We start from the raw sequence: 26,533 nt of genomic DNA on the forward strand, positions 1-26,533 counted from the left end.
CGATATAATGTGCTAGCAGCAGCAATAATAAAGCGATCATTCTAGCCCCTTTCCCAAAATGAACTTTGCATTTTACATTGATGGGTTTTCTTTGAAAAAGTACGTAGCTTTGCAACCCTCTCATTTATGAGGATTTTGACAGTAAAAAATGGACAAAAAAATTACGCCATATAAAGATTCTAAAGCCGAGAAGAAGGAGCAAGTTGAACAAATGTTCGATACGATCTCTGAAAACTACGACGGCTTAAACCGGGTTATTTCTTTAGGTACCGATGTAAAATGGCGTAAAAAAGTGATTGCAATGATCGCTGCAAAAAAACCGCAGCATATCTTAGATATTGCAACAGGAACAGGCGATCTGGCGATCAAGTTTGCTGAAACTATTCCAGCAAAATCGATAGTTGGTTTAGACCTGAGTGAAGGAATGCTCTCCATGGCACGTAAAAAAGTAGATAACACGCCATTGGCAGATAAGATCACCTTTGTAAAGGGTGATTCGGAAGCATTGCCTTTTAATGACAACTCTTTTGACGCCATTACTGTTTCCTTCGGAGTACGCAACTTTCAAAACCTAGAAACAGGCTTAGCTGAGATCTATCGCGTACTAAAAAAGGATGGGATTTTTGTAATCCTTGAAACTTCAGTACCCACAAAATTTCCTTTTAAACAAGGCTATAATTTATATTCAAAGGCCATTTTACCAACAATTGGCAGAATGTTCTCTAAAGACAAGGTAGCCTATCGTTATTTAAGCGAAAGCGCCTCTGTTTTCCCTTTTGGCGAAGAACTCAACAATATTTTACGTAAAATCGGGTTTATAGATGTGAAAAATAAACCGCAGACCTTTGGCGTAGCAACCATATATACGGCAACTAAATGATGATGAAGAAACTATTTTTTGTATTGGCTTTACTCATTTTCGCACAAAGTGCGAAAGCACAGCTATTTAGCAAAGAAAGACTGGCTAATCTTGAAACTTTTGACAATCGCTTCTTAACTTGGGGGTATTACCTCGGTTTCAATAGTTACGATTTTAAGATTGATTATAAAGAAGATTTTGGTGATGACATAACAGATGTGATCGTTCAAGGCGAAACTGGCTTTAACGTAGGGCTTGTTGGTGATTTACGTGTAAGTAAACACATTAACCTCAGACTCGAACCCGGACTCTATTTTACAAAGCGAGATCTTATGTTTCCTCAGTTTGACGAACCTGCAGATAGACTTAGAGAAACCAAATCAACATACATTCACGTACCATTATTGGTTAAATTATCAACCAAACGCCTTAATAATATCAAGCCATTTATTGTTGCTGGAATATCGCGTTCTCACAACCTTTCTAGTAGCCAAAACAATCCAGAAGACAACGAGCAGGGCACCTTTAGGATGACCGCAGGCACGAGTTATTACGAACTTGGTTTTGGAATCGACTTTTATCTATTCTACTTCAAATTTACGCCGTCAATTCGCGGAGTTTTTGCCACAAGCGACGAATTGGTTCGAGACGAAGATCCAGCTAGCCCATACACTGGAAATATTGAAAAATTTGCTTCGCGCGGAGTTTTTATCAATTTTACGTTTCAGTAGATCGCTTAAATTCACTCAGCAAAATAGCCGTGGCCGTAGCCACATTCAAACTCTCAGTTTCCTTAATTTTTCCAAACTGAGGAATAGTCACGTGATGTGTTAATTGTTTCTGAACGGCTTCGGAAATACCATTGGCTTCATTTCCCAATACAATGATTGCATCCTGCGGAAGTGACGCCTTGTAAATACTAACCCCTTTCATGACTCCTCCATAAATAGGCAATTTGGTTTCCCTGAGAAATTCGGAAAGATCCATATAAGCAACATCTACCCTAGCAATTGAACCCATGGTAGCTTGTACAACCTTCGGATTATAGCAGTCTGCCGTATCTATTGAACAAATTAGCTGAGAAACTCCAAACCAGTCACAAAGCCTAATAATAGTTCCTAAATTACCCGGATCGCGAATAGCATCAAGCGCAACGATCAATCCTTCGGAAGTAGAACTGTTTTTCTTTGGAATTTCAAAAACAGCGAGCGCTTTATTCGCTGTTTTTAAACAACTTAGTTTTTGAAGTTCTTTTTCAGTCACCTTTTCAAAAGGTGCCGAAATTCCAATATCTTCCGAAGCAAATAAACTGTGCAACTTTAAACCCGAAGCTATAAATTCGGCAATGACCTTAGGACCTTCTGCAATAAAAAGACCCGTTTTATCACGGTACTTTTTTTGCTGTAAACTCGTTATTAATTTTAATTGACTTTTACTTACCAAAATTATCCTATTTTTGACTTTGCATAAACCGCAACCCTTGATTCATACCCTCACAAAAATATCACTTATTTTAGGATTAGTCATACTTCTTGGCTCTTGTAATGCGGTAAAACGTGTTCCAGAAGATAAATTTTTACTCACTAAAAACAGCGTGATTGTTGATAGTGTAGAGACTACAGACTACGGTGTGATTAGCCAACTAAGCCAAAAACCAAATCCAAAGTTTCCAGTATTAGGGATTCCTTTCGGCCTACATATTTACAATATGGCAGATCCAAAACCCGATAGCACTTTTAATGCCTGGATCAATAAAAAAGAACAACGGAAAGAACGCCTTGTAAAATTTCTCTCCAAAAAGCAAGTGAATGCCCTCGATAGCAGCTACGTAGGTTTTAATAAATGGTTGCAAAAATCTGGCGATGCACCCGTCATCATTACCGACGATAAAGCACGAAAATCTGTTGATCGCCTCAAGCGGTATTACGCTAGTTATGGTTGGTTTAACGCCAAGGCAGATTACGCGATCACGCAACATAAGAACAAAAAAAAGCGTGCCGAGATAACCTACTATGTGCAGCGATATAAACCTTATTTTGTCGATTCAATAACAAGAGATTTAAGTTCACCCGTCGTTGAAGAACTCTTTAAAAAATCGCAACGGAAATCATTTATTAAAGAAGGAAAACAATATGATGCAAACGACTTTAACAACGAACGAGATCGTTTAACTCTACAATTTAGGAATTCGGGGCTCTACTATTTTGATCAAGATTATGTTGGTTTTGAGGCAGACACCGTAAACACCAATCACAAGGCACATATAAAGTATATTATTCCCGACCGAAAGATCACCGTTGGAGATAGCACTTATACTGAACCTTTTAAAGTCCACACCGTAAACGAAGTGCGGGTAGTAGCAGATTATTCATATAGCAATCAAACCAAAAAATGGGCAGATTCGGCCAATTTTAAAGGATATTCTATTTACAGCTACGAACCCTTAGCCTTTAGACCAAAGGCCATCACCGATGCCATTTCTATTGTACCCGGTGAGATATTTAGAGATATTGATCGTACGTTAACATATAACCAAATAAGCGATCTGCGCATCTTTAAATACCCAAACATTACTTATCAAAATGATCCACGCGATAGCACAAATACGGGTCTCATTGCTACTGTACTACTAACTCCACGTAAAAAATATACATTAGGAATTGATTTTGACGCTTATACCTCAACAATTCAGCAGTTTGGCATAGGTTTTAGCTCAACATTTTTAATCCGAAATATTTTTAGAGGCGCCGAAACCTTAGAAGTATCGGGGCGTGGAAGTGTTGGTTCTTCAAAAGATCAAGCCGATAATGAAAACTTTTTTAATATTTCAGAAGTTGGTGCCGACGTTAAGCTGTCCTTTCCACGAATTTTATTCCCCATAAAAACAGATAGCATCATTAAAAAATATATGTCGCCATCTACCAGCGTTAGTGTTGGCTTCGGAAGTCAGACTAACATTGGCCTAGACCGACAAACAGTTAATAGCATTTTCAATTACCGCTGGAAACCTTCTAAGATTAGAACCTACCGATTTGATCTGCTAAATATTCAGTTTGTCAGAAATTTAAATACCGACAATTATTTTAATGTCTATAAAACAACCTACGCCCGCCTTAATGAAATTGCCAGCGAGGTAAACTATGACTTTATCGATGATGCATCAGAAGAATTACTGCTTCCAACTGATGGAGACATTAACGAAGCAGATCAATTTATTTCGGACGTACTTCTTGATAATTTACCGGATCTGGATATTTCAGAAGAATTACAAAAAGAGGTTTTAAGCATTGCCGAAAGAAAAGTGCGCCTAACTGAAAACAACCTGATCATTGCATCCAATTTTACCTGGCTCCGTGATTCGAGAGAAAATATTTTTGACCCCGATTTTGATCGGCTTCGTATTAAAGTTGAAGGCGCCGGAAATATTTTAGCGTCACTTGCGCAAGTTGCAGGACTAGAGAAAAACGAAAATGATCAATATGAAGCACTTGGTGTGGCTTTTTCTCAATATGTAAAAACTGAAGCAGAATATATTAAACACTGGCAATTATTTGACGACAATGTTTTAGCTGTTCGTGCATTTGGTGGAATCGCCATTCCCTATGGCAATAGTACGAGCATCCCCTTTACACGAAGTTATTTTGCCGGTGGTGCCAATGACAATCGTGGGTGGCGAGCCTATGATCTTGGGCCTGGTAGTAGTGGAGGAATCTTCGACTTTAACGAGGCTAATTTTAAACTGGCATTTAATGCCGAATATAGATTTACCATTTTAGGAGCATTTAAGGGAGCATTTTTTGTAGACGCAGGTAATATATGGAATGTACTTGACGATGTTGAAGATGAAGCGTTCCGCTTTGACGGAGTGCAGGACCTAAAAGAAATTGCCGTTGCTTCCGGTATCGGACTGAGATATGACTTTGGTTTCTTTGTGATCCGCTTTGATCTAGGATTTAAAACACATGACCCAGGCCAAGCTGTTGGAGAACGCTGGTTCAGAGATTACAATTTTAATAATTCAGTGTTCAACATAGGAATTAACTATCCGTTTTAAACGATTAAAATTTGTTATTTTTGCCAGAAGAAACTTTATCCTCAAATGGCATTACCCCTTTGAAGTAATAAAGCACTTAGTAAGTTAACTAATAAAAGCAACGATCGTATTAATGCGTTCACGCTAAACAAAATTAATTATGAGTCATTCTATTCGTCCCGGAGTAGCCACAGGGAGAGACGTTCAAAAAATACACGCATACGCCAAAGAAAAAGGCTTTGCTATGCCAGCGGTAAACGTAGTTGGGTCCAGCAGCGTGAATGCTGTAATGGAAACCGCCGCAGCATTGAATGCTCCTGTTATTATTCAGTTCTCAAACGGGGGAGCACACTTTAATGCAGGAAAAGGTTTGTCTAATGAAGATCAAAGAGCCGCTATTGCTGGAGCTGTTGCAGGAGCCAAACATATTCACGAACTAGCTGAATTATATGGCGCTACAGTGATTTTACACACAGACCATTGCGCTAAAAAACTACTTCCATGGATCGACGGACTCTTGGATGCCGGTGAGATCTTTTTTAAAGAGACCGGAAAATCGCTTTATAGCTCACATATGATCGATCTATCAGAAGAGCCAATCGAAGAAAATATTGAGATCTCAAAACGTTACTTAGAACGGATGAGCAAAATGGGAATGACCCTAGAAATTGAATTAGGAATCACGGGAGGCGAAGAAGATGGCGTTGATAATACCGATGTTGATTCGTCAAAATTATATACGCAGCCAGACGAAGTTGCTTACGCTTATGAAGAATTGATGAAGGTAAGTGATCAATTTACTATAGCAGCTGCCTTCGGAAATGTTCACGGCGTTTATAAGCCCGGGAATGTTAAATTAACACCTGTTATTTTGAAAAACTCCCAAGAGTACGTTCAGAAAAAATTCAACACCGAACCTCAACCTATTGACTTCGTTTTTCACGGTGGAAGCGGTTCTAGCGTTGCCGAAATTAGAGAAGCAATTGGCTATGGAGTAATCAAAATGAATATCGATACCGATATGCAATTTGCCTATACCGAAGGTGTTCGTGATTATGTTATCGGGAATGAAGCATATCTTAAAACACAAATCGGAAATCCAGAAGGTGATGACCTTCCGAATAAAAAATATTACGACCCAAGAAAGTGGGTACGAGAAGGTGAGCTTACATTTATAAAACGTTTAAAGCAGGCTTTTGAAGACCTCAATAACGTAAACACATTATAACGCTGGTTTTTCAGAATCACTGAAACTCCCTCCTAACCTTATAACAAAAAGCAATGTCTTGGTTTAAAAGAACAAAAAAAGGAATTCAAACGGCTACGGAAGACAAAAAAGATGTCCCTAAAGGACTCTGGTATAAATCTCCTACCGGAAAAATTGTTGATTCAGAAGAACTGGAAAGCAACTATTACGTGAGTCCGGAAGACGGATATCACGTGCGCATTGGAAGTAAAGAATATTTTGAAATTCTTTTTGACGACAATAAGTTTAAAGAACTCGACAAAAACTTAACTTCAAAAGACCCATTAAAATTTGAAGACAAAAAGAAATATATAGATCGCTTAAAAGAAGCTCAAGAGAAGACTGGCTTAAAAGATGCTGTACGTACTGGTGTTGGCAAGTCTATGGGAGAAGACATCGTAATTGCGTGTATGGACTTTAGTTTTATTGGTGGTTCAATGGGAAGTGTAGTAGGCGAGAAAATTGCCCGCGCTGCAGATTATGCACTTGAAAAGAAATTACCTTTCTTACTGATATCAAAAAGTGGAGGTGCTCGTATGATGGAAGCTGCGCTATCACTTATGCAACTAGCTAAAACGAGTGCGAAATTAGCTCAATTAGCCGATGCAGGTATTCCTTACATCTCATTGTGTACAGATCCAACTACAGGAGGAACAACAGCATCGTTTGCCATGTTAGGAGATATCAACATTAGTGAACCAGGAGCCCTTATTGGTTTTGCTGGACCACGTGTAGTTCGTGACACAACGGGGAAAGAACTTCCAGAAGGTTTTCAAACAGCAGAATTTGTACTAGAACACGGTTTCTTAGATTTTATCACACATCGTAAAGATCTTAAGCGCAAAGTAAACCTCTATTTAGACCTTGTTTTAAATAGACCCCTTCGCGAGAAAACTGCCTAAGAAAAACACAAAAGCACCGCGAAAGGTTAAAATTCGCGGTGTTTTTCATTTTATATCAATTCAATTTACTATTTTTGCAGCCTGATTGCCAAAGTGGTAGTCGTACATAAAAATCATTTAAATAATATTGGCATGTATTTAGCACCAGAAGAAAAAGAAAAAATCTTTGCAAAGCACGGTAAGTCTGGAAAAGACACGGGTTCTGCAGAAGGACAAATTGCGTTATTCACTTACCGCATCGAGCATTTAACAAAACACCTTAAAGCTAACCACAAGGACTACAACACAGAGCGTTCTTTGGTAAAACTAGTAGGTAAGCGTCGTTCGTTACTTGATTATCTTATGAAAAAAGATATCTTGAGATATCGTGCGATCGTAAAAGAATTAGGATTACGAAAGTAAACTATTATAAAGGAGCGCTCATAGGCGCTCCTTTGTTTTTCCCCAAACGTGTTTGGGAATCGTTTAAGACATTAAACATATTTATTCTGAGATTTTTTATTCAGAATTACAGAAAAGCTACCCTTAGGTTTTTCATTGGTCAACCACAACAACACAACACTACAATCGATCATCGATTGTTGACCAATTTTAACAGCTTCCTAAATTTTCGCTTGCGCGGAAACAGGAAGAGACTCCCAATTTCAAGGGAGAAAATTAATTTAATTTTATGATACCTAAAGTATTTAAAGAGGTCATTGACCTAGGTGACGGTAGAGAAATCTCTATTGAAACTGGAAAATTAGCAAAACAGGCCCATGGTTCTGTTGTTGTTCAATCAGGTAAGTGTATGTTACTTTGTACAGTAGTTTCTAACTACGAACAAAAAGACCTAGACTTCTTACCTTTAACGGTAGACTACCGTGAAAAATTTGCTGCATCAGGGCGTTATCCTGGTGGTTTCTTTAAAAGAGAAGCACGTCCTAGTGACGGAGAAGTGTTAACCATGCGTTTAGTAGACCGTGTACTGCGTCCATTATTCCCAAAAGATTACCACTCTGAAACTCAAGTGATGATTCAATTAATGTCTCATGATGATGATGTTATGCCAGATGCTATGGCAGGATTAGCTGCTTCTGCAGCGATTCAACTTTCAGACTTTCCGTTTGAATGTGCTATTTCTGAAGCACGCGTTGGTCGTATTGATGGAAAATTCATCATCAACCCAACCCGAGCACAGCTTGAAGAATCTGACATCGATATGATGATCGGTGCCTCTGCAGATTCTGTGATGATGGTTGAAGGTGAAATGAAGGAGATTTCAGAAGAAGAAATGACCGAAGCAATTAAATTTGCACATGAACACATTAAAGTACAATGTGCCGCACAGTTGCGTTTAGCTGAAGCCTTTGGGAAAAAAGAAGTACGTGAATATCCTAACGAAAGAGAGGATGCCGACTTAGAGAAAAAAGTGCATGACATGGCGTATGATAAAGTCTACGCTATTGCTAAAGCAGGATCTGCAAAGCATGAAAGAAGCGCTGCCTTTTCAGAAATCAAAGAAGAAATTAAAGCTACCTTTTCTGAAGAAGAATTAGAAGATTACGGTGGACTTGTTTCAAAATATTACCGCAAAGCCGAAAAAGCTGCTATTCGCGATCTTACCTTAAATGAAGGTTCTCGATTAGACGGTCGTAAGACCAATGAAATTAGACCAATTTGGTGTGAAGTAGATTACTTACCATCAACACACGGTTCTTCTATTTTTACTAGAGGAGAAACTCAAGCATTGGCTACAGTAACTTTGGGAACTTCAAGAGAAGCTAACAAAATTGACATGCCAAGTTATGAAGGCGAAGAGAAATTTTACCTTCACTATAACTTCCCTCCTTTCTGTACAGGTGAGGCGCGACCTATTCGTGGAACTTCACGAAGAGAAGTAGGTCACGGTAACCTTGCCCAACGTGCATTAAAAGGTATGATTCCAGCAGATTGTCCTTATACTGTACGTGTTGTTTCTGAAGTATTAGAATCTAATGGTTCTTCTTCTATGGCAACTGTTTGTAGTGGAACAATGGCATTGATGGACGCTGGAGTGCAAATGATCAAGCCTGTTTCTGGTATTGCCATGGGATTAATTTCTGATGGAGATTCTGGAAAATACGCTGTTTTATCTGACATCTTAGGTGATGAAGATCACTTAGGAGACATGGACTTTAAAGTAACCGGTACTGCTGATGGAATTACAGCTTGCCAAATGGACATTAAAGTAAAAGGACTTAGCTATGAAATTCTAGTTAGCGCTTTAAAACAAGCTCGTGACGGACGTCTTCATATTTTGGAGAAATTAACCGATACTATTGCTAAACCAAACGCAGATGTAAAAGCACACGCACCTAAAATGGTAACTGCTGTAATTGCAAATGAATTTATTGGCGCCTTAATCGGACCAGGAGGAAAAGTGATTCAAGAACTTCAAAAAGAAACGGGATGTACGATCGTAATTAACGAAGATCCAATAACTGAAGAAGGTATTGTTGAAATTCTTGGCACAAACCAAGAAGGAATCGACGCTGTACTTGCAAAGATCGACTCTATCACATTTAAACCTGTTGTGGGAAGTGTTTATGAAGTAAAAGTGATCAAAATGTTAGATTTTGGAGCTGTTGTGGAATATATGGATGCTCCAGGAAATGAAGTTCTTTTGCACGTTTCTGAATTAGCATGGGAACGCACAGAAAATGTAAGCGATGTTGTAAACATGGGCGATGTATTTGATGTGAAGTATTTTGGATTAGACCCAAGAACTCGAAAGGACAAAGTTTCACGAAAAGCGTTGTTGCCAAAACCTGAAGGTTATGTAGAACGTCCAAAACGTGATGATAGCCGTAGCAAAGACAATCGTGGCCGTGACAATCGTAGCCGTGATAGAAAAAGAGACTAGTTTGTTTCTATTTTAGTATAAAAGCCTTCCAAGTTTGGAAGGCTTTTTTTATGTCCAGATCCCAACTTGTTTTAAAGACAGTTTAATCGCTAAGTAGATTTCAGTAAGAATCTGCCTAAAAAACATCCTATTTCACAAAATAAAATACTTTGTTACGCAACTTTTTGAGATTTCACATACTATAGGAAAAGAACAGTTATCAAATAAGAATTGCTATGAATAAGATTATTCAACTCACCTCCCTAACCCTGCTGTTAGTTTTCGCTTCATGTGAAAAGGACCCAGAAAACAAAACGATTCCGTTAAATGTTGATCCCTTAGAAACTGATTCCGATCTTTACTTATTGTTAGAAAGAGTTTCTGAAGAAGATCCAGAATACGCGATTAACTGCATCGATTTTAATTATGATTTTACCCTTTTTGTATTTGAATCCAACGGAGAGTTTATTGAAGCATTAAATATTACAGACGATCGAAAATTTAGTGATGTTTTGGGCGCTCTACTTCCTGGACAAACAATCAGTGTCAATTACCCCATTCAGGGCACTTTAGACAATGGAGATATTTTAGATATTAATACAAATGAAGAATTAAAGACCGCTATTGATTCTTGCTATAGACTGGAACAAAAAGGCAAATGCAACAATGCCCTAGCCACTTGCCATTGGGTTGTGGGCGATGCTGCTGGTCCGCCAAATGGTTTTGAAGGCGACAATTTTACCATCAATGAGAACGGCGTCGTGCAATACCATATTGCCGATGAGGTCTACTTCGGAACTTGGATCTCCTTCTTTATTGGTGAAGAATTACATCTTAACATGGATTTTACAGCCAATGGCCCAATTGCCGAACAATGGAATTACGATTGGAAAGTAGTTTCACTTGCGTTAGACAACATAGAACTTGAAACCGCAACCAAGAATGTTGTTCTCGAGCAAGACTGTGCAATCGATTGCAGTATTGGGGCGTTTGAAGTGTGTGAAGACAGCAATACAATAGGATCTGCAACTTTTGACTTAGAAGCATATACGGTGTGCTTACCGCTACCTGCAAATCATGATACTGTATCGCCTGTAGTCTTTTCATTCTACGAAAGTGAAATGGACGCAACAAATGACATCAACCCAGTGAGTTCAAATGCATATCAAAATATAGTAAATCCGCAGACCATATTCAGTAGAATTGAATATAAAGAAAGTGGAGAAATCTTAGTAATTTCCAATCTTGTAATTGAAGCAATCAATTGCAACTAAACACCCACATTATGAAAAAAGTAATTTTTATTTTAATGTCAATTTCCATCGCTTATTCATGTAGCAATGATGATGACACAACAACAAATGCGGCGCTTACTTTTGAAATTGGTGATAGCCATGAAGGTGGAATTATATTTTATCTGGATGCCACTGGGGAACATGGATTAATTGCTTCAGAAGCAGACCTGGGAGAAGCTGGCTGGGGCTGTAAAGGAAACACCACACCTATCGCGCAAGATTTAAGTATAGGCTCGGGAAGCTCAAACACTGTGGCCATAGTTACTGCCTGTTCAGAACCCGATATCGCCGCGAAGATTTGTGCAGATTTAAACCTAAATGGATTTGACGATTGGTTTTTACCTTCATCAGATGAGTTAGAGCAATTATACTTACAGCGCGATGTAATAGGAGGATTTGACGAAGCGGAAGGATCTATTTATGTAAGCTCTTCAGAATTCTATCCAGTAGAAACTGGTCAACATTTAAATTGTTGGGTACATGATTTTGGCACCGTACAAATTATACCCGGAAGCCGGAAGCTCAATTCTAACAAAGATAATTCTTTTAGAGTACGTGCAATAAGAGCATTCTAAAGATATTTCATCACTTAATCATCTTATTCTTTTGACCCTTAACGAATTAATAACAGGCTGTAAAAAAAAAAATCGGGAAGCACAAAGTGAGCTTTTCCGACAGTATAAGGACACGCTATTTCTTACTTCGCTAAAATATTGCAGGAATGAAGTAGAAGCTGAAGACAATTTACACGATGCCTTTTTGTCGATATTTGAAGGTATAGGCAACTATAAAGACAAAGGTTCCTTTGAAGGATGGATGCGGCGTATTGTTATTCACAAAGCTATTGCCAAATACAAAAAGAATAAACTTATTGCAACAGAGATCAATGACGATCTCTTAAAAGAAGATACTCATGTATCAGAAGAAACTCACTTCGATTTAGATCAAATTTTAGAAAGCATTCAAAGCCTTCCCGATCAATATCGTCTGGTATTCAACATGTTTCAAATGGATGGTTATTCGCATAAAGAAATAGCTCTTCATTTAGGAATTTCTGAGAGCACATCTAAGTCAAATTATCACAGAGCCAAAGCACTTCTTAGAAAAATGCTCACCCCAAAAAAGACCACAACAATCAACACAACAAGCCATGAGCACTAAAAAAGATATTGGAGACATCATCGAAGACACGTTAAACATGGCGCAAAAGACCCCTAGCGATGCTTTATGGGCCCGTGTTGACGCATCTTTAGAGAAAAAAAGAAAGCGCCGCGGCTTGTTGTTTTTATGGCTGGGCATAGGAACAATAGGTTTACTTACAGTTATCGGACTTATTTGGCCAACTACTGAATCAAATCTGAATAACAAACTGGAAGTGACTTTAGATCCGGAAATGAAAAATTGTAGCACAGAAGAAATTACGATGGCTCCTAATGCTTCGGAAATAGAAAAAGCCTCTAAAGATTTAGAAGATGATTCTTTAGTAGACCCTTCAGTTTCCGAAGAAAACCTATCGAATACTGAAGAAATTTCCGAAGAAAAAATGACAACAGACCCTATAAACGACCAACGGTCACTTAAGTATTCAAAATCTACTTCATCTAATGACCATAAATCAACCCATCTTGAAAGCCCGTTTGACTCTGCAACCACGGTAAGCCAAACCTATTACTACTATGACGGCGAGAAGGAGATACAAACTGAAATAACAGATAAAAGCATATTAGACAGTATTATAGAACAGAAAAATGTCTCTGAGAAGGTTATAAAAAAGACTGTTTCTGATAGCGTTTATCAAAAAAAAGATAAATAAATATTATTTTTTTGTAACATTTATTAGTGTTTCTACGTATAACCTATGCACAACAGAATTAAACACTCAAATCTTACATGAGACAACTTAAAATTACCAAGCAGGTTACTAATAGAGAAACCGCTTCCCTTGACAAGTACCTACAAGAAATTGGAAAAGTAGATTTAATCACCGCAGACGAAGAAGTTGAGTTGGCACAACGCATTAAAGCGGGTGATCAACGCGCGCTAGAGAAATTGACAAAAGCGAATTTACGTTTCGTTGTTTCGGTTGCAAAACAATACCAAAATCAAGGTTTAACACTTCCTGATCTTATCAACGAAGGAAATCTTGGATTGATCAAAGCTGCACAGCGTTTTGACGAAACTCGTGGTTTTAAATTTATTTCTTATGCCGTATGGTGGATCAGACAATCTATCTTACAAGCCCTTGCTGAGCAATCACGTATTGTACGTTTACCATTAAATAAAATTGGTAGCATCAACAAGATTAATAAAATGTATGCTTTTCTTGAGCAAGCAAATGAGCGTCCACCTTCAGCTGAAGAGATCGCGAAAGAGCTTGACATGACGATCAATGATGTAAAAGAGTCCATGAAAAATAGTGGGCGTCACGTATCTATGGATGCTCCGTTAGTGGAAGGTGAAGATTCTAACCTTTACGATGTATTGCGTAGTGGGGAATCTCCAAATCCAGATCGTGCACTATTACATGAGTCATTGCGTACTGAAATTGAACGTGCACTAGAAACATTGACACCTCGGGAAGCAGATGTAATTCGTTTATACTTCGGCTTGGGAGATCAACACCCAATGACCTTAGAAGAAATTGGCGAAACATTTGATCTTACACGTGAGCGTGTTCGCCAGATCAAGGAAAAGGCAATTCGCCGATTGAAACACACCTCTAGAAGTAAAATTTTAATGACATACTTAGGATAATTCCTAATAAACCCAAACAACAGGATTAAGTAGTTGCTCGCAACTGCAAAAACTGTTCGTTTTTTGATTGATGAATGACCTCCGGCTGATTACCGGAGGTTTTTCATTATATATAAAGCATACTTTAAATTATTGAGAAAGTCGTTTGCCGAGAAATAAAATCAAATTCTATAATATCGATGTTCCAAATAACTAAATCTTCGTACTTTTATGCCATAACTTTACCCAACACGAATGAAATACACTATCTGCTATATTAGCAAGTCAGCAGAAAAACTTGACTCCAAAGGTGTTGAAGATATTTTTGCCAAAACAGTGCACAACAATAATAAAAGCGGCATTAACGGAATTCTAGTCTACGGAATGGGTAATTTTTTACAAGTACTAGAAGGAGAGCAATCTCTAATTCAACCATTATTCGAAGACATTATTAAGGAAGACACAAGACATCATGATATCTTTGAGGTAATTAACAGACCCTCCGAACAGGCTATTTTTTCGTCTTACAACTCTACCTTTAACGTGATCAAAACACCACAAGAACTAGAGAATATCAAAAATTATTTAAGCTTACACCGCATTTATTCAACAGCCGATAAATACCAACGATTATTAACTCCTTTCCTTATAGAATTATGAGCCAAACACTTTTAGCACCTTCCATTTTAGCCGCAGATTTTGCCAACTTACAGCGCGATATTGAAATGGTGAACGCCAGTCAAGCAGATTGGTTTCATATCGATATTATGGATGGCGTTTTTGTTCCTAATATCTCCTTCGGAATGCCCGTTTTAAAGGCTATTTCAAAACATGCAAACAAAACGATCGATGTGCATTTAATGATTATTGACCCCGATAGATATATCCAAACATTTGCAGATCTAGGCGCAAATATTCTTACTGTCCACCTTGAAGCATGCACACATTTACATCGAACATTACAAGCCATTAAAGCTGCGGGGATGCAGGCGGGAGTGGCTCTAAATCCACATACAAACGTTTCCCTATTAGAAGACACCATTCAAGATATTGATCTTGTTTGTGTCATGAGCGTTAACCCAGGCTTTGGTGGTCAAAGCTTTATAGAGAATACCTATGATAAGGTAAAGCAACTAAAAGCCTTAATAAAAAAGAAAGGCGCATCGACCAAAATTGAGATCGATGGTGGGGTGACCAATAAAAATGCAAAGCAGTTGGTTGAAGCTGGAGCCGACGTACTTGTTGCCGGAAGCTATGTTTTTAGCGCCGACAACCCTACTGAAACTATTGCCGCTCTTAAGGCGCTACTCTCAAAATAGCAGCTAACTCCTATTTCACATAAAAACAGTTTGAACCCGAAGTACCTAAGTCCTTCGGGCTTTTTCTATCTTTGTAACTATGATTAAAAAACAGGTAGTAATTATAGGTGCAGGTCCCATTGGCATTGCTTGCGCATTGGCTTGCAAACGAAAAAATCTAGATTACGTAGTGGTGGAAAAAGGTGCCTTAACGAACTCCCTTTTCAACTATCCATTAAATATGTCTTTCTTTTCCACTTCGGAAAAACTTGAAATCGAAGAAATCCCATTTATCAGTGCAAACCCTAAGCCCAATAGAAATGAAGCATTAGAATACTATCGGCGAGTTGCCACTTCAAACCAGCTTCAAATTAGACTGCACGAAAAAGTGCTTTCCGTAGAAAAACAAAAAGATTCTTTTATAGTCACTTCGGAAAAAGAAACCTACCAAGCACAACATATGGTCTTAGCCACCGGTTTTTACGATATCCCAGCATATTTAAATGTTGAGGGTGAGCAACTTCCGAAGGTGACCCACTACTATAAAGAAGCACATCCATATATCATGCAAAAAGTTATTGTGGTTGGCGCCAGCAATAGCGCTGTAGATGCTGCTTTGGAAATTTGGCGTAAAGGCGGCGAAGTCACCATGGTTGTAAGAGGCTCTCAAATTGGTGAACGCGTTAAATATTGGGTACGTCCCGATATGATAAATCGTATTGAAGAAGGAAGTATAAAAGTTTATTTTAACAGCGAAATAAGCAAGATCGATGCACACGAGGTTACACTAAAGACTGAAGAAGGTGAAAAGACAATTGCCAACGATTTTGTTATAGCTCTTACTGGATATCGCCCCGACTTCGATTTTCTTCGGAAATTAGGCATGCAACTTTCAGAAGAAACCATGGCGCCTAAATACAATGAAGAAACTATGGAAAGTTCGGTTGAAAACCTCTACCTCGCCGGCGTTATTTGCGGTGGTACAGAAACACATAAATGGTTTATTGAAAACTCTAGAATTCACGCTAAACGCATTGCTAATGCGATTTCAGAAAAAATTAATACCCCTTAAAATTAAAATTGAGCAGCTTTCTGGTATGATCGTAAACAACAGGGAAGTGGGTTCTAAATTCTACAGGGGATTCTATAAAATATTCGGCTAAAACCGCTAAAAACTCATACTGATTGGTAAACGCATAGGCTCTAAAGAACCGGGTTTCATCTAACTTATCTTTTACCTCTTGATTGGTGAGTTGTTGCAATATATTTTGAAACTGAGTAATAAGGCGGGAAGAATCTAAATCGCGACTCTGTTTGGCTTCTAGTTGCATTGCGTGCATAAATTCGTGAATACCCAAATTCAAATTATCATCGGTAATTTTATAACCTCTTTCGAAGGCCTCCCACGATAAGACCAGTGCCTTTTCCCTTGGATTGAATTCTCCTTTATGATAGTGATCATTGACTGCGCTATAAAAGTTTTCAGGAAAAATAAGGACAAAATTTATGAGTCCGTAGTTGTAATTTTTCCTTCCGAAACTCAACATACACCCTACCGCGGCAATAAGAACCCGCATGCGATCTGTAATCTCTAGTTGATCACGACCCACAAATTTTTTCTCAGTAATAAAAGAAGCTACTCGATGCTCAAATTGACGTTTGTGTTTCTTCGACAACTTCGTGTAAAAGGCAAATTCAGTTTGTAAGATCGTCTTTTGTGCTGGAGACAGTTTTTTATAAACCAAGTAATGTCTAAAAAGAGGGCGGTGGTACCGACTTCCGTAGAAATTCTCAAAAACTCGAAATAAAAACAACAGAAATCCCAACAGCACGATGGCATAGGCATAGGGAGCCAGCCACGGAACGTACTCGCCGGGTTGTTGTTGTAGCATCATAAAATTTGGGATCGACAATATACCATTATTTTTGACATCGATCTTTTCTGTTGAATACTAACGTCTTACACCCTCAACTTATTACTTCTTTGAACTATCTCCTTTAAAATTTTGCGAAGATGACTTAAAAAGGACATTAAAGGTTGTTAAACTTCCATAGCAACGCGTTATGTACTGCTGAAGGTCAATTTTTTCTTGTTCATCCAAATTCTTACTGGCATTTATCTTTTGCTCCATGACTCGTAAACGATCACGTAGCATAACGATTTTATGAAAAAAGGTGTCAATGGGTATTTCTTTGTTTGAAAGCGAAACATCTTTAGGGTTTAGAATCATGTTTCCTCCCTTCCACTTGTCGGCTATAGGTACAATTTCACTCACATCACTCCATTTCTTTAAAATACTTCTCAGCGATTTCTCAACCTCATAAAAACTTACCGTATCAACTTCGTCCTCAGCGGCTTCAATTATTTCAAAATCTGCGTCCACCGCAATAGTTTCTAAGCCATTTTCAATAAAAGTAACCCAATACATGGTGGATGTCACGTTGGTTACAACCCCTTTGCCATATTCTGGGTGATCTATTCTTGAACCAATTCCTAAAATTTTAGTCATAATCTTTTTTTTTTATGGTGAATTTACAGCTTTTTTCATTTTCTTGACATGACTTGAAATATTATTGTAATTTGTAATTTAAAGCCGTTTTCGTGATAAAAATTAATGTACAATCGCTACCCCTTTTTGAAGTAATAAAAGACATAGCTTCGGCTTTCAATACCACTTTTGAAGAGCATTGTGGAGAATATCATCTTACAATCCCTCAAGCTATTGGAGAAGGTTACATAAAAGGAATTAATTTTGATGGTGGCTTCGGCATTATCATTTATCAATGCACTTTTAATGAAGACGTAGAAATACAATTTATCGTCAACAAAGTGCATCCTTTAAAATTTCTCTACTGTCTTAAAGGTGGCGTGCATCATCGGTTTCAAGATGCTAAAGAAACTAACATCATTGAGCAGTACCAAAGCGCAATTGTAGCCAGTGAAAGTTATAATGGCCATATTCTCCACTTTCGAGCGAAAGTAGAAACACAAATTGGGAGCCTTGAAATTGATAGAGAAAAATTTCAGGATAAAGTAAATTGTGAACTCAATGATCTCGATCCGCAATTGCGATCATTATTTACAGACCACACCGCAAAAAGTCAGTTTTATCATAACGGATATTACAGTCTTCATACGGCAGATCTATTTTCGCAGATCGAAACCTTTGAAAACAACGATTTTGTACGACGCATCTTCTTGGAAGGTCAAGCCTATGAGATCTTAACACATCAAATTCTTCAGTATCATGATGATCTTAACGAAGACACCAATAGATCTGTGCTGCGTCAAAGTGAAATGGTTCTAGTTCGGGATGCCGCCAATAGAATTAAATACGATCTTTCTGAATTAGATACGGTTGAAGGAATCGCTTCCGAAATTGGCATCAATCCTAACAAACTTCAAATTGGCTTTAAACATCTGTATGGAATGACAGTGAATAGTTTTATTCAACAAACGCGATTAGAACTAGCAAAAAGCTTGCTTCGGAATACGGATTACAATATCTCAGAAATTGTAGAGAAGGTCGGACTCTCAAGTAAAAGCTACTTCTCAAAGATCTTTAAAGAGACTTATAATATCACGCCTTCAGAATTTAAGAAAAGAAATAAGCGAAAAATATCGGGGAATTGAATAAGCCTACTGTATTTTATTTTTTTGCTCTTCGCGATTTATAAGACCATAGATAAATAATGTCGCTGCTAAGATAAGAATTCCGTGAAGTTCATATCCAAGGTTGAAAATGAAAAAACCTGCCCCCCAACATGATAAAGCGACCACAGCTAAAATTGAAAAGACAGGAATTTTCATAAATTTTCAAAGTGTAAGGATGCAGCAAATTTCAGTATTCTCTTTGATACCTTTTGACAATATCCATAAAATAATGAACACTTTTCCTTGTGTAAAAAACACCCTTAATTGGTTATTAATGCATCTCCAAGAAATTTTAACAATAAAGCTTTTTACTTCCTAATTATTCCTTAATCAAGCCTTATGCAGCTCACCTTCTGTGTACATTTAAATCTAATTTTAAAAAAAACGATGAAAGATATTATTTGGTTGATTGTAGTTCTTATGATAATTGGGTGGCTAGTAGGCTATTTTGCATTTCCAGATTTAGGTGGCGTAATACACATCTTATTGGTTATTGCAGTGATCATGATTGTATTTAAGTTGGTCACAGGACGTAAAATCTAGTTGTATTGTTAGATTAATAAATATAGCTTCTAAGTTGTTTTAGAGGCTATATTTATATTATATTGTTTTGAATATCACCAAATAAAAACCTTCTTATAAAGAACGTTATGAACTTATCCTTTTTCCGGAATTTTACCTGTTTGTTACTTTTTATCTTTGGCTCCCTCTTATCTACAAAAGCTCAAGATCTGCCAACGCAAAAGATCATACAGCAAATTGAGTCTTATAAAAAAGATGCTCGTGGCCCATACAACAGAATTCGCTGGTTTTGTGAAGACGGAACCATGCGGGAACCTAAAGATCCTTGCCCAGATAAAATTGGCGGGGTTCAACATGCCAGTTATAAAGAAGACGTGATTAAACTTGGGAGAGAGCATCATATTTTTTTAGGAGAAATATTAGCCAATACAGATAAGGCCGACTTCTGGGACGAGGCTAATAACCACAGTCGTCTCAAACAATATCAATTAGGCAAATACCTTGAAAGTATAGACGACGGATGGATCCAGCGCAAGTCGCAGTTTTATCGTGGCGCTGTGCAAAGCGAAGACGAACAAGCTTGGGGAATCGATTTTTACGAAACCTATCTTCGGAAGGACACCCGAGTTGAAAACAATTATTTCTTACTAAGACAATCACTTCGCGATATTCCTCATGATGGCGATAGCAATCTCGCACAGCAAATGCGAAGTCAGTCGAAGATCGTAGCAGATGAATTTCCGAAGTTTATGGATGCCCGTATAAAAATTCATGGCAATCCATCGGTTGAAGATGTTGAAATGGTTAAAAACTTTCAGCAGAAAAACGAGAAAGAACTACCTGCAAAACTCAAAACAGAACTAGCCAATTTGTTGGAAACCATGTATCAGTTTTATGCTCCAATGAATACTGAAAGTTTAAAAACACAAGCAAATCGCATTTCAAAAAACAATAAAACAAGAAACCGAATATTATCTTTTCTAGAGAATTATAGTGATCTAGAAGCCCCCGAGCGCATCGTTCCTGCCTTAGCCGATATCTTGTGCGTGATCAGGACAGAAATCACAGAAGACAGTTCGGCAAAAGACCGCTTGCTTCTTCTCGATCTTTCAAATGCTTTGGAAGATGCCCTTTTAAAGAAAACACAAGAATGGCAACCCGATACAATCTTGGGGTTAATGGAAAAAATTCGTCACTTAAGTTTAGCTAGCGCCGGAACGGGTTTAATTGAACTTTGGGAATGGCAAAAAATTGAAGCGCAACTAGAAGTGCATCTTGGAAAGCCACAACTTTCTCTAGCACAAATGAACGACTTCCTTGAAACCTCCCGTGGTGTGGTTGAATGGAGTGCGGCAATGGTAAAAGCTAATTATCAAGATATTGTTGATAAATACACCACATTCGAGCCGCTTACCTATGGCTTTATTGACGACCGCGTTCGTTCGTCGGTTGCGTTAAACCTCGGCGAGAGTGTTAGTGAACTCGGCGCTCGTATCGCCAAGATCTCTAATATTTCAAATAATGTAATGGACATTGGTGGGCAAAGTAGTTTCCGTGGACTCAATCCTGGTTATGCATTCGGAGAGTTAGTGGTGGTTGCGGGAAGTCCAGAAAATGTTCCCATCGATACTAAAAAGATATACATCTTTCAAAAACCTCCAAGCGATCTAAAGCCTGTTGCTGGAATTATGACTGTTTCTGAAGGAAATTTAGTCTCACACGTACAGCTACTGGCTCGTAATCTAGGGATTCCTAATGCGGCTTTATCTGGAGATAACTTAAAAGCATTGTCGAAATATGATGGACAAAAGGTAATGTTTGCAGTTTCTGAAAAAGGAAATGTTCTACTCAAGACTGAAAAAGAAATGACTCAAATTGAACAAGACCTTTTTAGTCAGAAAGAACGCAATCAAGAAAAGATTGCCGTTCCTGTTGAGCAAATACGACTGGATGTCAAAAAAGTACTCAACATGCGCGAAGTTGATGCTTCAGATTCTGGTAAATTGTGCGGCCCAAAAGCAGCAAATCTAGGGCAACTCAAGAAAATGTTCCCTGAAAATGTTGTGGAAGGCCTTGTTATTCCCTTCGGAATTTTTAGAGAACACATGGATCAATCAATGCCTGGCGAGGGCGTTAGCTATTGGGAATATTTAAACACTACTTTTCAGGAAGCCGACGGGATGCGTGCATCTAAAGTTTCCGAAGAACAAGTAGAAACCTACCAGTTGGGACGCTTATCAAAACTTAAAACAGCGATTGAAGCCATGCCTTTAAATCCAGCTTTTGTTTCAGAAATGGAGCGAGGCTTTAAGGATGTCTTCGGAAATAATATTGGCAATGTTCCTGTTTTTTTACGAAGCGATACCAATATGGAAGATCTTAAAGAATTTACTGGCGCTGGATTAAATCTCACCCTATTTAATATTCTTTCAAAGGATAAGATAACCGAAGGTATAAAAAAAGTGTGGGCGTCGCCTTACACCGAACGCAGTTTTAAATGGCGCCAAAAATATCTTTCAAATCCGGAAAATGTCTTTCCCTCTATTTTGATCATTCCTAGCGTTGACGTTGAGTATTCTGGCGTACTAATTACAAAAGGCATAAATAGCGGAAATGATGAAGACCTTACAGTTGCCTTTAGTTGGGGAGCTGGCGGGGCGGTTGACGGTCAAAATGCAGAAACCCGCTTAATCACAAAAACAACCACTACGCTTTTAGCTCCTGCTCGCGAAGAAGGTTATTTGCGTTTGCCATCTACTGGGGGAACCACAAAGAGCACTACCACTTTTGAAAAAGCAATTTTAAACGAAAAAAACATAACGTCTATTCGCGATATAGCCAGCGAGATCAGAAATAAGATCAACAAGGAGACCGGTTCCGATTACAAAGGCGCTTGGGATGTTGAATTAGGCTTTGCCAACGACAAGTTATGGTTGTTTCAGATTCGTCCGTTTGTTGAGAATAAGCGCGCTAAGAGTTCAGAATACCTTCAATCGATCACCCCTAAAGTTGATTATTCCAAAAAGATTTATCTCGATACAAAATTATAATTATGAAAAAAATAGCAATTGCCTCATTATTGCTTGTATGCACTTTCCTTTCCTTCGGGTTTTACCCTATCGACGGGTATGAACGTTCTAAAATTGTTCGTTTATTAGACATTCAACGCGCTCTGGATAAAGGTGAAAAATATACGCGTATTCCTCCTGGAGCGTTTGCAAGCATTAACGACATCAAACTAAATTTAGCGAGCATTTCAGAAAAAAGTATCGATGAGCTTTTAGTAGAAGATGATGCTTTTGCTAAAAAGATCAATCGTTTATTTCCTGGCGGAGGCTATTCGGCTGCCGTAATGGACATAACAAATCCAGATAGCCTTAGGTATGCTTCGTATCGTGAAGATGTAGGATACCAACCAGGAAGCGTTGGAAAGATCGCTGTGCTGAATGCTTTGTTTACTGAAATGAGGAAGATCTATCCAAATGATTTTGAAGCGCGTATAGCATTACTCTGCAACAAAAGGGTAAAATCTGGTATTTGGGGTGTTGGTGATCACCACACCATTCCTATTTATGATGTGGAAAAAGAGAGATTGACTAAAAGAACCGTGATCGCCAGTGATGAATTTACACTTTTTGAATGGGCTGATCATATGGTGTCTGTTAGTAACAACGGTGCTGCCAGTGTGGTGTATAGAGAAGCGATGTTGATGTCTGCCTTCGGAAAAGACTATCCACGTCTCACCGAAGAAGAGGCTGAAAATTATTTTAAGGAAACACCGAGAGATTCATTAACACGTTATGCAAATCGTGTAGTAAATGACCCTTTACGAGCCATTGGTATTACCGAAGACGACTGGCGCTTGGGAGGTGTTTTCACAAATGGACCCGATCGTTATGTTGGACGCATGGGCGGTAGCATTGGAACTCCAAAAGGCTTGATGAAGTTTTTAGTACAATTAGAACAAGGAAAAGTAGTAGATTCTGCTTCTAGCCTTGAAATGAAGCGATTACTATATATTACGGATCGTAGAATTCGCTATGCAAATTCTAGAAGATTAGACAGCGCACGAGTTTATTTTAAGTCGGGTAGTTTCTATAGTTGTGATCGTTCTAAACCAACTTACTGTGCCGATTACGCTGGTAATAAGTTTAATTATATGAATTCGGTTATTACGGTAGAACATCCTAATGGAAAGAAATACATTGTTTGTTTAATGAGCAATGTGTTGAGTAAGAATTCTGCGGGAGCGCATATGGGTCTAGCATCTCAGATAGATGATATTATTACGGCACAGTAGTTTCATCTGGAGCCTTAAGCATGGCGATGGTATGAGCTAAAGAACGCCGCACTTGTTTGTTTTTGTGCCTTTTTAATTTATGAATTAACTTGATATAGCTTGGATCTTCGGTTTCCTTGATCACGTTTAGCACGGCTAGCTTCATTTTTGACCCGCGATTTTTCAGCAGCATTAATAAAGCTTGTTTTTCAGTAAGACTTGTAAGATCAAAAGATGACAGCCCCACTTGATTATTGTCAATGATATGATATTCAATAAGCGGAAGGATCTCAGTTTTTAGCCTAGATTTCAATAAATTATCAAGAAACTCAACCGCATTGATCTTTGTATCTCGCACATCACTTTTGAGTCCGAAGTATGCTGTGTCAATATCTACCTGATCATATTTAAGACTGAGTAATTTAAACACACATTCTAAACTCTGATCCTGCTGTTTATGAAGAATTTCCAGAAGGCTTTCTCGAGCAATTAGCAATTCAGTTTCATAATCTGTTTGCGTTTCGGAAATATCAGCTTCTGAAACTAATTTAGTGACAATTGCTATTGCATTGATCGTGTTTCGGTAGTAAGAGCTTTCCTTGAGAATGATCTTAGTTAGCAGACCTTGATCAACCGTAATATGAGGAGATTCGCTTTTTAATTTATTAAGTGATTTTGCTGCTTCCAAACGAATAATAAAGTCTTTACTACTCAATAATCGAAACAATATTTTGACAGAATCTCTACTTTTGAACGATTCGATCACCTTTGGGATATATGGCTTTACATCATCCTTAAGGCTTTCAGAAATATCTAGTGAGAGTATGGTCTTTGTAATTCCTATACCATAGGATCTTAAGGCAATTCTTGCGGTTTTTCTTAGATCACCTTCAGCTAAAAAATCTATTAAATTCTCCACAAATGGCTCATGAGCTGTGATTCCTGCTGCGCGAATCGCGTGTTTTACAACATATTGGTCTTTATTGTTAAAATGTGCTGAAACAAAGCTATAAAAACGTGACTGTTTAGCATAGGCTACTGTAATAAGTAGTTGGGCGATTTCTTGTTTCCGAAGCTCATTATCACCATTAGACAATTCTCTTATTTTATCTGAAATTCGAGTATTTAAGTTGTAGTGAATGCCTAGCTTATTATTTTCTGAATTTTCCTTCGCCAGACATAGTAAAGCAGCATTCGAAATATAATCTACTTTATGATCGAGATAAGAGTTGAAAATTGCTTGATCTTGAAGTTGTGTATGATTTAAAAGGTACTCAACAGCCTTATAAACCAAAACATCATCTTCAACCTGAATAAGCTCTTTGATCTTTGCAATGGCAGTGCCTTTTCGGTAACTATACATTTGATCAATGGCTGCAGCTTTAACTTTGTTTGAAGGATGACTCAGTAATTTAGTTATAAATGGTTCTAAGGTCTTTAATCGATAATCTTGCAACCGATCTAAAAGTTTAATAATCTCTACTTCCGATCCGTGAGTTAAGATTTGTATGGTAGATTTTGAAGTACGTTCGGTAGCCAGCTGCTTCTTGCTTCTTTTTTGGTGTACAAGTGAATTTTGAATATTAGTTCTAAATGATTCAAAATATGCCTCCCGCAATTTATAGATCAATAAGATCCATATAAATAGAAAAAGTAAAATGATCACCGTGATATAAGATGTACTCAAATCTAGGCGACGGACAACGAAAATTAACATCAACCCCGCTAATCCTGTTGCTATACTATCAACTACAACATCAATAAAGGCCTTGGCTTCGTTCTTTATATGATATGGAATAGGCAAAATAGAAAGTTCTATTCCCGCCTTATTCAGTGATTGCTTAAAACTGCCGTCCATGCCTTTTATTATAACCAACACCCAAAGTTCAGGAAAGGTCAAGAATAACAAACATCCTAAGGCTATTCCCAATGGCAAAATGAGCAAATTGGAAGTTACACCCAACCATGAAACCATTCGGTTCGTTAAAAATAACTGGATTAATAATGCAATTACATTAAAAGTTGAAAACCAAAAACCGAAGAATGAGGCAAGTTCATCACTATCTGGAATTGCGCGATTTGCAAAATCACTAAATTGAAAATCTACGAGTTTTGCAATAACGACACCTACTCCAACAATGGCAGCCAGGTATGTGAGATGCCTAGATTTAATGATAAGCTTAAAGGGTGAATCATATGACTGCTGGTCGGAAATCTTTCTTTGACTACGAATAAAACTGTTCATTTTCCGTATTCGCTGTTTCCAAACTGCCTGTAAAATTGGGATACAACATAGAATTAATAAGGCAGCGATAAGTATAACAATCCTATTTCCGAAGGAAGAGGCCAAGGCTGTGGTCAAATAACCTCCAAATATACCCCCGGCAATCGCACCAGCACCAATAAAACCAAAAAGTCGTTTTGCCTCTCGTGCATTATAGACCATATTGGCTAAGATCCAAAACTGAGAGGTTGCCAAAACCGCGAAAAGAGAAACACTGAGATAGTAAACATAAAGTACCCAATCGTTAAGCAATTGGGCCAACATAAGTATGCTCAATAGGCCAAAAATTAAACTAAATGTAATTAGGGTAAATATGGCAATATGGCGTAATGAATATTTCTTTACAGCTCGGTTGTATAACATCGAAGTGATAACTGCCACTATTGCAACTAAGACGTAACCGTATGGTAAATGATCTGCACCAAGTTTAGAGAGAAAAAGTGCATTAATTGTGGGCTTTACCATTAAAAGCGCCGTGATTAGCAGAAAGATATATATCTGCATAAAAAAAGAGATGCGGATTTCCCCATCTCTTATATCAAATGTTTTTTTAAATAATTCTCT

Annotated in this window: 24 protein-coding genes; 19 read left to right on the forward strand and 5 right to left on the reverse strand. The window is 38.0% G+C overall.

The features are described from left to right. The first annotated feature begins 148 nt into the window (after window positions 1-148). A complete protein-coding gene (gene ubiE / locus ACY2RU_RS01775; RefSeq protein WP_490136687.1) occupies window positions 149-880 on the forward strand; it encodes a bifunctional demethylmenaquinone methyltransferase/2-methoxy-6-polyprenyl-1,4-benzoquinol methylase UbiE in 732 nt (243 codons plus the stop codon). 2 nt (window positions 881-882) lie between these two features. Next, window positions 883-1,590, forward strand: a complete 708-nt coding sequence (porT, locus tag ACY2RU_RS01780; protein ID WP_490136688.1) for a type IX secretion/gliding motility protein PorT/SprT — start codon at window positions 883-885, stop codon at window positions 1,588-1,590. On the opposite strand, the gene ACY2RU_RS01785 is transcribed toward porT, so the two are convergent. Next, entirely contained in the window at window positions 1,577-2,302 is a 726-nt protein-coding gene (locus tag ACY2RU_RS01785) for a TrmH family RNA methyltransferase (protein ID WP_490136689.1), read from the reverse strand. The genes porT and ACY2RU_RS01785 overlap by 14 nt on opposite strands. A 37-nt stretch (window positions 2,303-2,339) precedes the next feature. Between ACY2RU_RS01785 and tamL the strand changes: the two genes are divergently transcribed. The 13 genes from tamL to ACY2RU_RS01850 all read left to right on the forward strand — a co-directional run bounded on the left by tamL (window position 2,340) and on the right by ACY2RU_RS01850 (window position 16,301). Further along, the gene (gene tamL / locus ACY2RU_RS01790) at window positions 2,340-4,913 is read left to right on the forward strand and encodes a translocation and assembly module lipoprotein TamL (protein ID WP_490136690.1); all 2,574 of its coding nucleotides are present in this window, start codon (window positions 2,340-2,342) and stop codon (window positions 4,911-4,913) included. Window positions 4,914-5,052: 139 nt separating this feature from the next. Continuing rightward, a complete protein-coding gene (gene fbaA, locus ACY2RU_RS01795) occupies window positions 5,053-6,120 on the forward strand; it encodes a class II fructose-bisphosphate aldolase (protein WP_490136691.1) in 1,068 nt (355 codons plus the stop codon). 53 nt (window positions 6,121-6,173) lie between these two features. Then, window positions 6,174-7,040 carry an acetyl-CoA carboxylase, carboxyltransferase subunit beta gene (gene accD, locus ACY2RU_RS01800; RefSeq protein ID WP_490136692.1) on the forward strand — a complete coding sequence of 289 codons (867 nt, stop codon included), beginning with the start codon at window positions 6,174-6,176 and terminating at the stop codon, window positions 7,038-7,040. A 132-nt stretch (window positions 7,041-7,172) separates the two neighbouring features. Continuing rightward, complete coding sequence (gene rpsO / locus ACY2RU_RS01805) at window positions 7,173-7,442, forward strand: 30S ribosomal protein S15 (RefSeq protein ID WP_490136693.1); 270 nt, start codon at window positions 7,173-7,175, stop codon at window positions 7,440-7,442. Between the two features lie 268 nt (window positions 7,443-7,710). Continuing rightward, on the forward strand, window positions 7,711-9,924 hold the full coding sequence (locus ACY2RU_RS01810; protein ID WP_490136694.1) for a polyribonucleotide nucleotidyltransferase: 2,214 nt from the start codon (window positions 7,711-7,713) through the stop codon (window positions 9,922-9,924). A gap of 215 nt (window positions 9,925-10,139) precedes the next feature. Continuing rightward, window positions 10,140-11,177, forward strand: coding sequence for a hypothetical protein (locus tag ACY2RU_RS01815; protein ID WP_490136695.1), 1,038 nt, complete (start codon window positions 10,140-10,142; stop codon window positions 11,175-11,177). Between the two features lie 11 nt (window positions 11,178-11,188). Continuing rightward, window positions 11,189-11,773 carry an Lcl C-terminal domain-containing protein gene (locus ACY2RU_RS01820; protein WP_490136696.1) on the forward strand — a complete coding sequence of 195 codons (585 nt, stop codon included), beginning with the start codon at window positions 11,189-11,191 and terminating at the stop codon, window positions 11,771-11,773. Between the two features lie 31 nt (window positions 11,774-11,804). Next, window positions 11,805-12,359 carry an RNA polymerase sigma factor gene (locus ACY2RU_RS01825; RefSeq protein ID WP_490136697.1) on the forward strand — a complete coding sequence of 185 codons (555 nt, stop codon included), beginning with the start codon at window positions 11,805-11,807 and terminating at the stop codon, window positions 12,357-12,359. Beyond that, a complete protein-coding gene (locus ACY2RU_RS01830) occupies window positions 12,349-13,011 on the forward strand; it encodes a hypothetical protein (protein ID WP_490136698.1) in 663 nt (220 codons plus the stop codon). The genes ACY2RU_RS01825 and ACY2RU_RS01830 overlap by 11 nt, the downstream gene beginning before the upstream one ends. Window positions 13,012-13,088: 77 nt before the next feature. Then, window positions 13,089-13,952, forward strand: a complete 864-nt coding sequence (locus ACY2RU_RS01835) for a sigma-70 family RNA polymerase sigma factor (protein WP_490136699.1) — start codon at window positions 13,089-13,091, stop codon at window positions 13,950-13,952. Between the two features lie 234 nt (window positions 13,953-14,186). Further along, on the forward strand, window positions 14,187-14,591 hold the full coding sequence (locus ACY2RU_RS01840) for a BLUF domain-containing protein (RefSeq protein WP_490136700.1): 405 nt from the start codon (window positions 14,187-14,189) through the stop codon (window positions 14,589-14,591). Then, a complete protein-coding gene (gene rpe, locus ACY2RU_RS01845) occupies window positions 14,588-15,250 on the forward strand; it encodes a ribulose-phosphate 3-epimerase (RefSeq protein ID WP_490136701.1) in 663 nt (220 codons plus the stop codon). The genes ACY2RU_RS01840 and rpe overlap by 4 nt, the downstream gene beginning before the upstream one ends. Window positions 15,251-15,329: 79 nt before the next feature. Next, window positions 15,330-16,301 (forward strand): YpdA family putative bacillithiol disulfide reductase, encoded by a 972-nt coding sequence (locus ACY2RU_RS01850; protein ID WP_490136702.1) that lies wholly within the window; start codon window positions 15,330-15,332, stop codon window positions 16,299-16,301. Here the strand turns inward: ACY2RU_RS01850 and ACY2RU_RS01855 are convergent. Together ACY2RU_RS01855 and ACY2RU_RS01860 are read right to left on the reverse strand one after the other, a co-directional pair. Further along, window positions 16,288-17,124, reverse strand: a complete 837-nt coding sequence (locus tag ACY2RU_RS01855) for a zinc-dependent peptidase (protein WP_490136703.1) — start codon at window positions 17,122-17,124, stop codon at window positions 16,288-16,290. The genes ACY2RU_RS01850 and ACY2RU_RS01855 overlap by 14 nt on opposite strands. 81 nt (window positions 17,125-17,205) lie before the next feature. After that, complete coding sequence (locus ACY2RU_RS01860) at window positions 17,206-17,739, reverse strand: DUF8685 domain-containing protein (protein ID WP_490136704.1); 534 nt, start codon at window positions 17,737-17,739, stop codon at window positions 17,206-17,208. A gap of 92 nt (window positions 17,740-17,831) precedes the next feature. Between ACY2RU_RS01860 and ACY2RU_RS01865 the strand changes: the two genes are divergently transcribed. Then, window positions 17,832-18,863, forward strand: coding sequence for a helix-turn-helix domain-containing protein (locus tag ACY2RU_RS01865; protein ID WP_490136705.1), 1,032 nt, complete (start codon window positions 17,832-17,834; stop codon window positions 18,861-18,863). A gap of 6 nt (window positions 18,864-18,869) precedes the next feature. Here the strand turns inward: ACY2RU_RS01865 and ACY2RU_RS01870 are convergent, their stop codons facing one another. Next, complete coding sequence (locus tag ACY2RU_RS01870; RefSeq protein ID WP_490136706.1) at window positions 18,870-19,040, reverse strand: hypothetical protein; 171 nt, start codon at window positions 19,038-19,040, stop codon at window positions 18,870-18,872. A 183-nt stretch (window positions 19,041-19,223) separates the two neighbouring features. Between ACY2RU_RS01870 and ACY2RU_RS01875 the strand changes: the two genes are divergently transcribed. The 3 genes from ACY2RU_RS01875 (at window position 19,224) to ACY2RU_RS01885 (ending at window position 23,706) form a co-directional block, all read left to right on the forward strand. Further along, window positions 19,224-19,427 carry a lmo0937 family membrane protein gene (locus ACY2RU_RS01875; protein WP_490136707.1) on the forward strand — a complete coding sequence of 68 codons (204 nt, stop codon included), beginning with the start codon at window positions 19,224-19,226 and terminating at the stop codon, window positions 19,425-19,427. A 107-nt stretch (window positions 19,428-19,534) separates the two neighbouring features. Next, window positions 19,535-22,456 (forward strand): PEP/pyruvate-binding domain-containing protein, encoded by a 2,922-nt coding sequence (locus tag ACY2RU_RS01880; RefSeq protein WP_490136708.1) that lies wholly within the window; start codon window positions 19,535-19,537, stop codon window positions 22,454-22,456. A gap of 2 nt (window positions 22,457-22,458) precedes the next feature. Then, complete coding sequence (locus ACY2RU_RS01885; protein ID WP_490136709.1) at window positions 22,459-23,706, forward strand: serine hydrolase; 1,248 nt, start codon at window positions 22,459-22,461, stop codon at window positions 23,704-23,706. Here ACY2RU_RS01885 and ACY2RU_RS01890 read toward each other — a convergent pair. Then, a complete protein-coding gene (locus ACY2RU_RS01890) occupies window positions 23,693-26,473 on the reverse strand; it encodes an Npt1/Npt2 family nucleotide transporter (RefSeq protein ID WP_490136710.1) in 2,781 nt (926 codons plus the stop codon). The genes ACY2RU_RS01885 and ACY2RU_RS01890 overlap by 14 nt on opposite strands. Window positions 26,474-26,533: the final 60 nt, after the last annotated feature.

It is taken from the genome of Ulvibacter sp. 2305UL32-6 (assembly GCF_058148545.1).

Coding starts and splice junctions, on each gene's coding strand:
- ubiE (WP_490136687.1), top strand. CDS start 149: ATGGACAAAAAAATTACGCCATATAAAGATTCTAAAGCCGAGAAGAAG.
- porT (WP_490136688.1), top strand. CDS start 883: ATGAAGAAACTATTTTTTGTATTGGCTTTACTCATTTTCGCACAAAGT.
- fbaA (WP_490136691.1), top strand. CDS start 5,053: ATGAGTCATTCTATTCGTCCCGGAGTAGCCACAGGGAGAGACGTTCAA.
- accD (WP_490136692.1), top strand. CDS start 6,174: ATGTCTTGGTTTAAAAGAACAAAAAAAGGAATTCAAACGGCTACGGAA.
- rpsO (WP_490136693.1), top strand. CDS start 7,173: ATGTATTTAGCACCAGAAGAAAAAGAAAAAATCTTTGCAAAGCACGGT.
- ACY2RU_RS01810 (WP_490136694.1), top strand. CDS start 7,711: ATGATACCTAAAGTATTTAAAGAGGTCATTGACCTAGGTGACGGTAGA.
- ACY2RU_RS01815 (WP_490136695.1), top strand. CDS start 10,140: ATGAATAAGATTATTCAACTCACCTCCCTAACCCTGCTGTTAGTTTTC.
- ACY2RU_RS01820 (WP_490136696.1), top strand. CDS start 11,189: ATGAAAAAAGTAATTTTTATTTTAATGTCAATTTCCATCGCTTATTCA.
- ACY2RU_RS01830 (WP_490136698.1), top strand. CDS start 12,349: ATGAGCACTAAAAAAGATATTGGAGACATCATCGAAGACACGTTAAAC.
- ACY2RU_RS01835 (WP_490136699.1), top strand. CDS start 13,089: ATGAGACAACTTAAAATTACCAAGCAGGTTACTAATAGAGAAACCGCT.
- ACY2RU_RS01840 (WP_490136700.1), top strand. CDS start 14,187: ATGAAATACACTATCTGCTATATTAGCAAGTCAGCAGAAAAACTTGAC.
- rpe (WP_490136701.1), top strand. CDS start 14,588: ATGAGCCAAACACTTTTAGCACCTTCCATTTTAGCCGCAGATTTTGCC.
- ACY2RU_RS01850 (WP_490136702.1), top strand. CDS start 15,330: ATGATTAAAAAACAGGTAGTAATTATAGGTGCAGGTCCCATTGGCATT.
- ACY2RU_RS01855 (WP_490136703.1), bottom strand. CDS start 17,124: ATGATGCTACAACAACAACCCGGCGAGTACGTTCCGTGGCTGGCTCCC.
- ACY2RU_RS01860 (WP_490136704.1), bottom strand. CDS start 17,739: ATGACTAAAATTTTAGGAATTGGTTCAAGAATAGATCACCCAGAATAT.
- ACY2RU_RS01870 (WP_490136706.1), bottom strand. CDS start 19,040: ATGAAAATTCCTGTCTTTTCAATTTTAGCTGTGGTCGCTTTATCATGT.
- ACY2RU_RS01875 (WP_490136707.1), top strand. CDS start 19,224: ATGCAGCTCACCTTCTGTGTACATTTAAATCTAATTTTAAAAAAAACG.
- ACY2RU_RS01880 (WP_490136708.1), top strand. CDS start 19,535: ATGAACTTATCCTTTTTCCGGAATTTTACCTGTTTGTTACTTTTTATC.
- ACY2RU_RS01885 (WP_490136709.1), top strand. CDS start 22,459: ATGAAAAAAATAGCAATTGCCTCATTATTGCTTGTATGCACTTTCCTT.
- ACY2RU_RS01890 (WP_490136710.1), bottom strand. CDS start 26,473: ATGCAGATATATATCTTTCTGCTAATCACGGCGCTTTTAATGGTAAAG.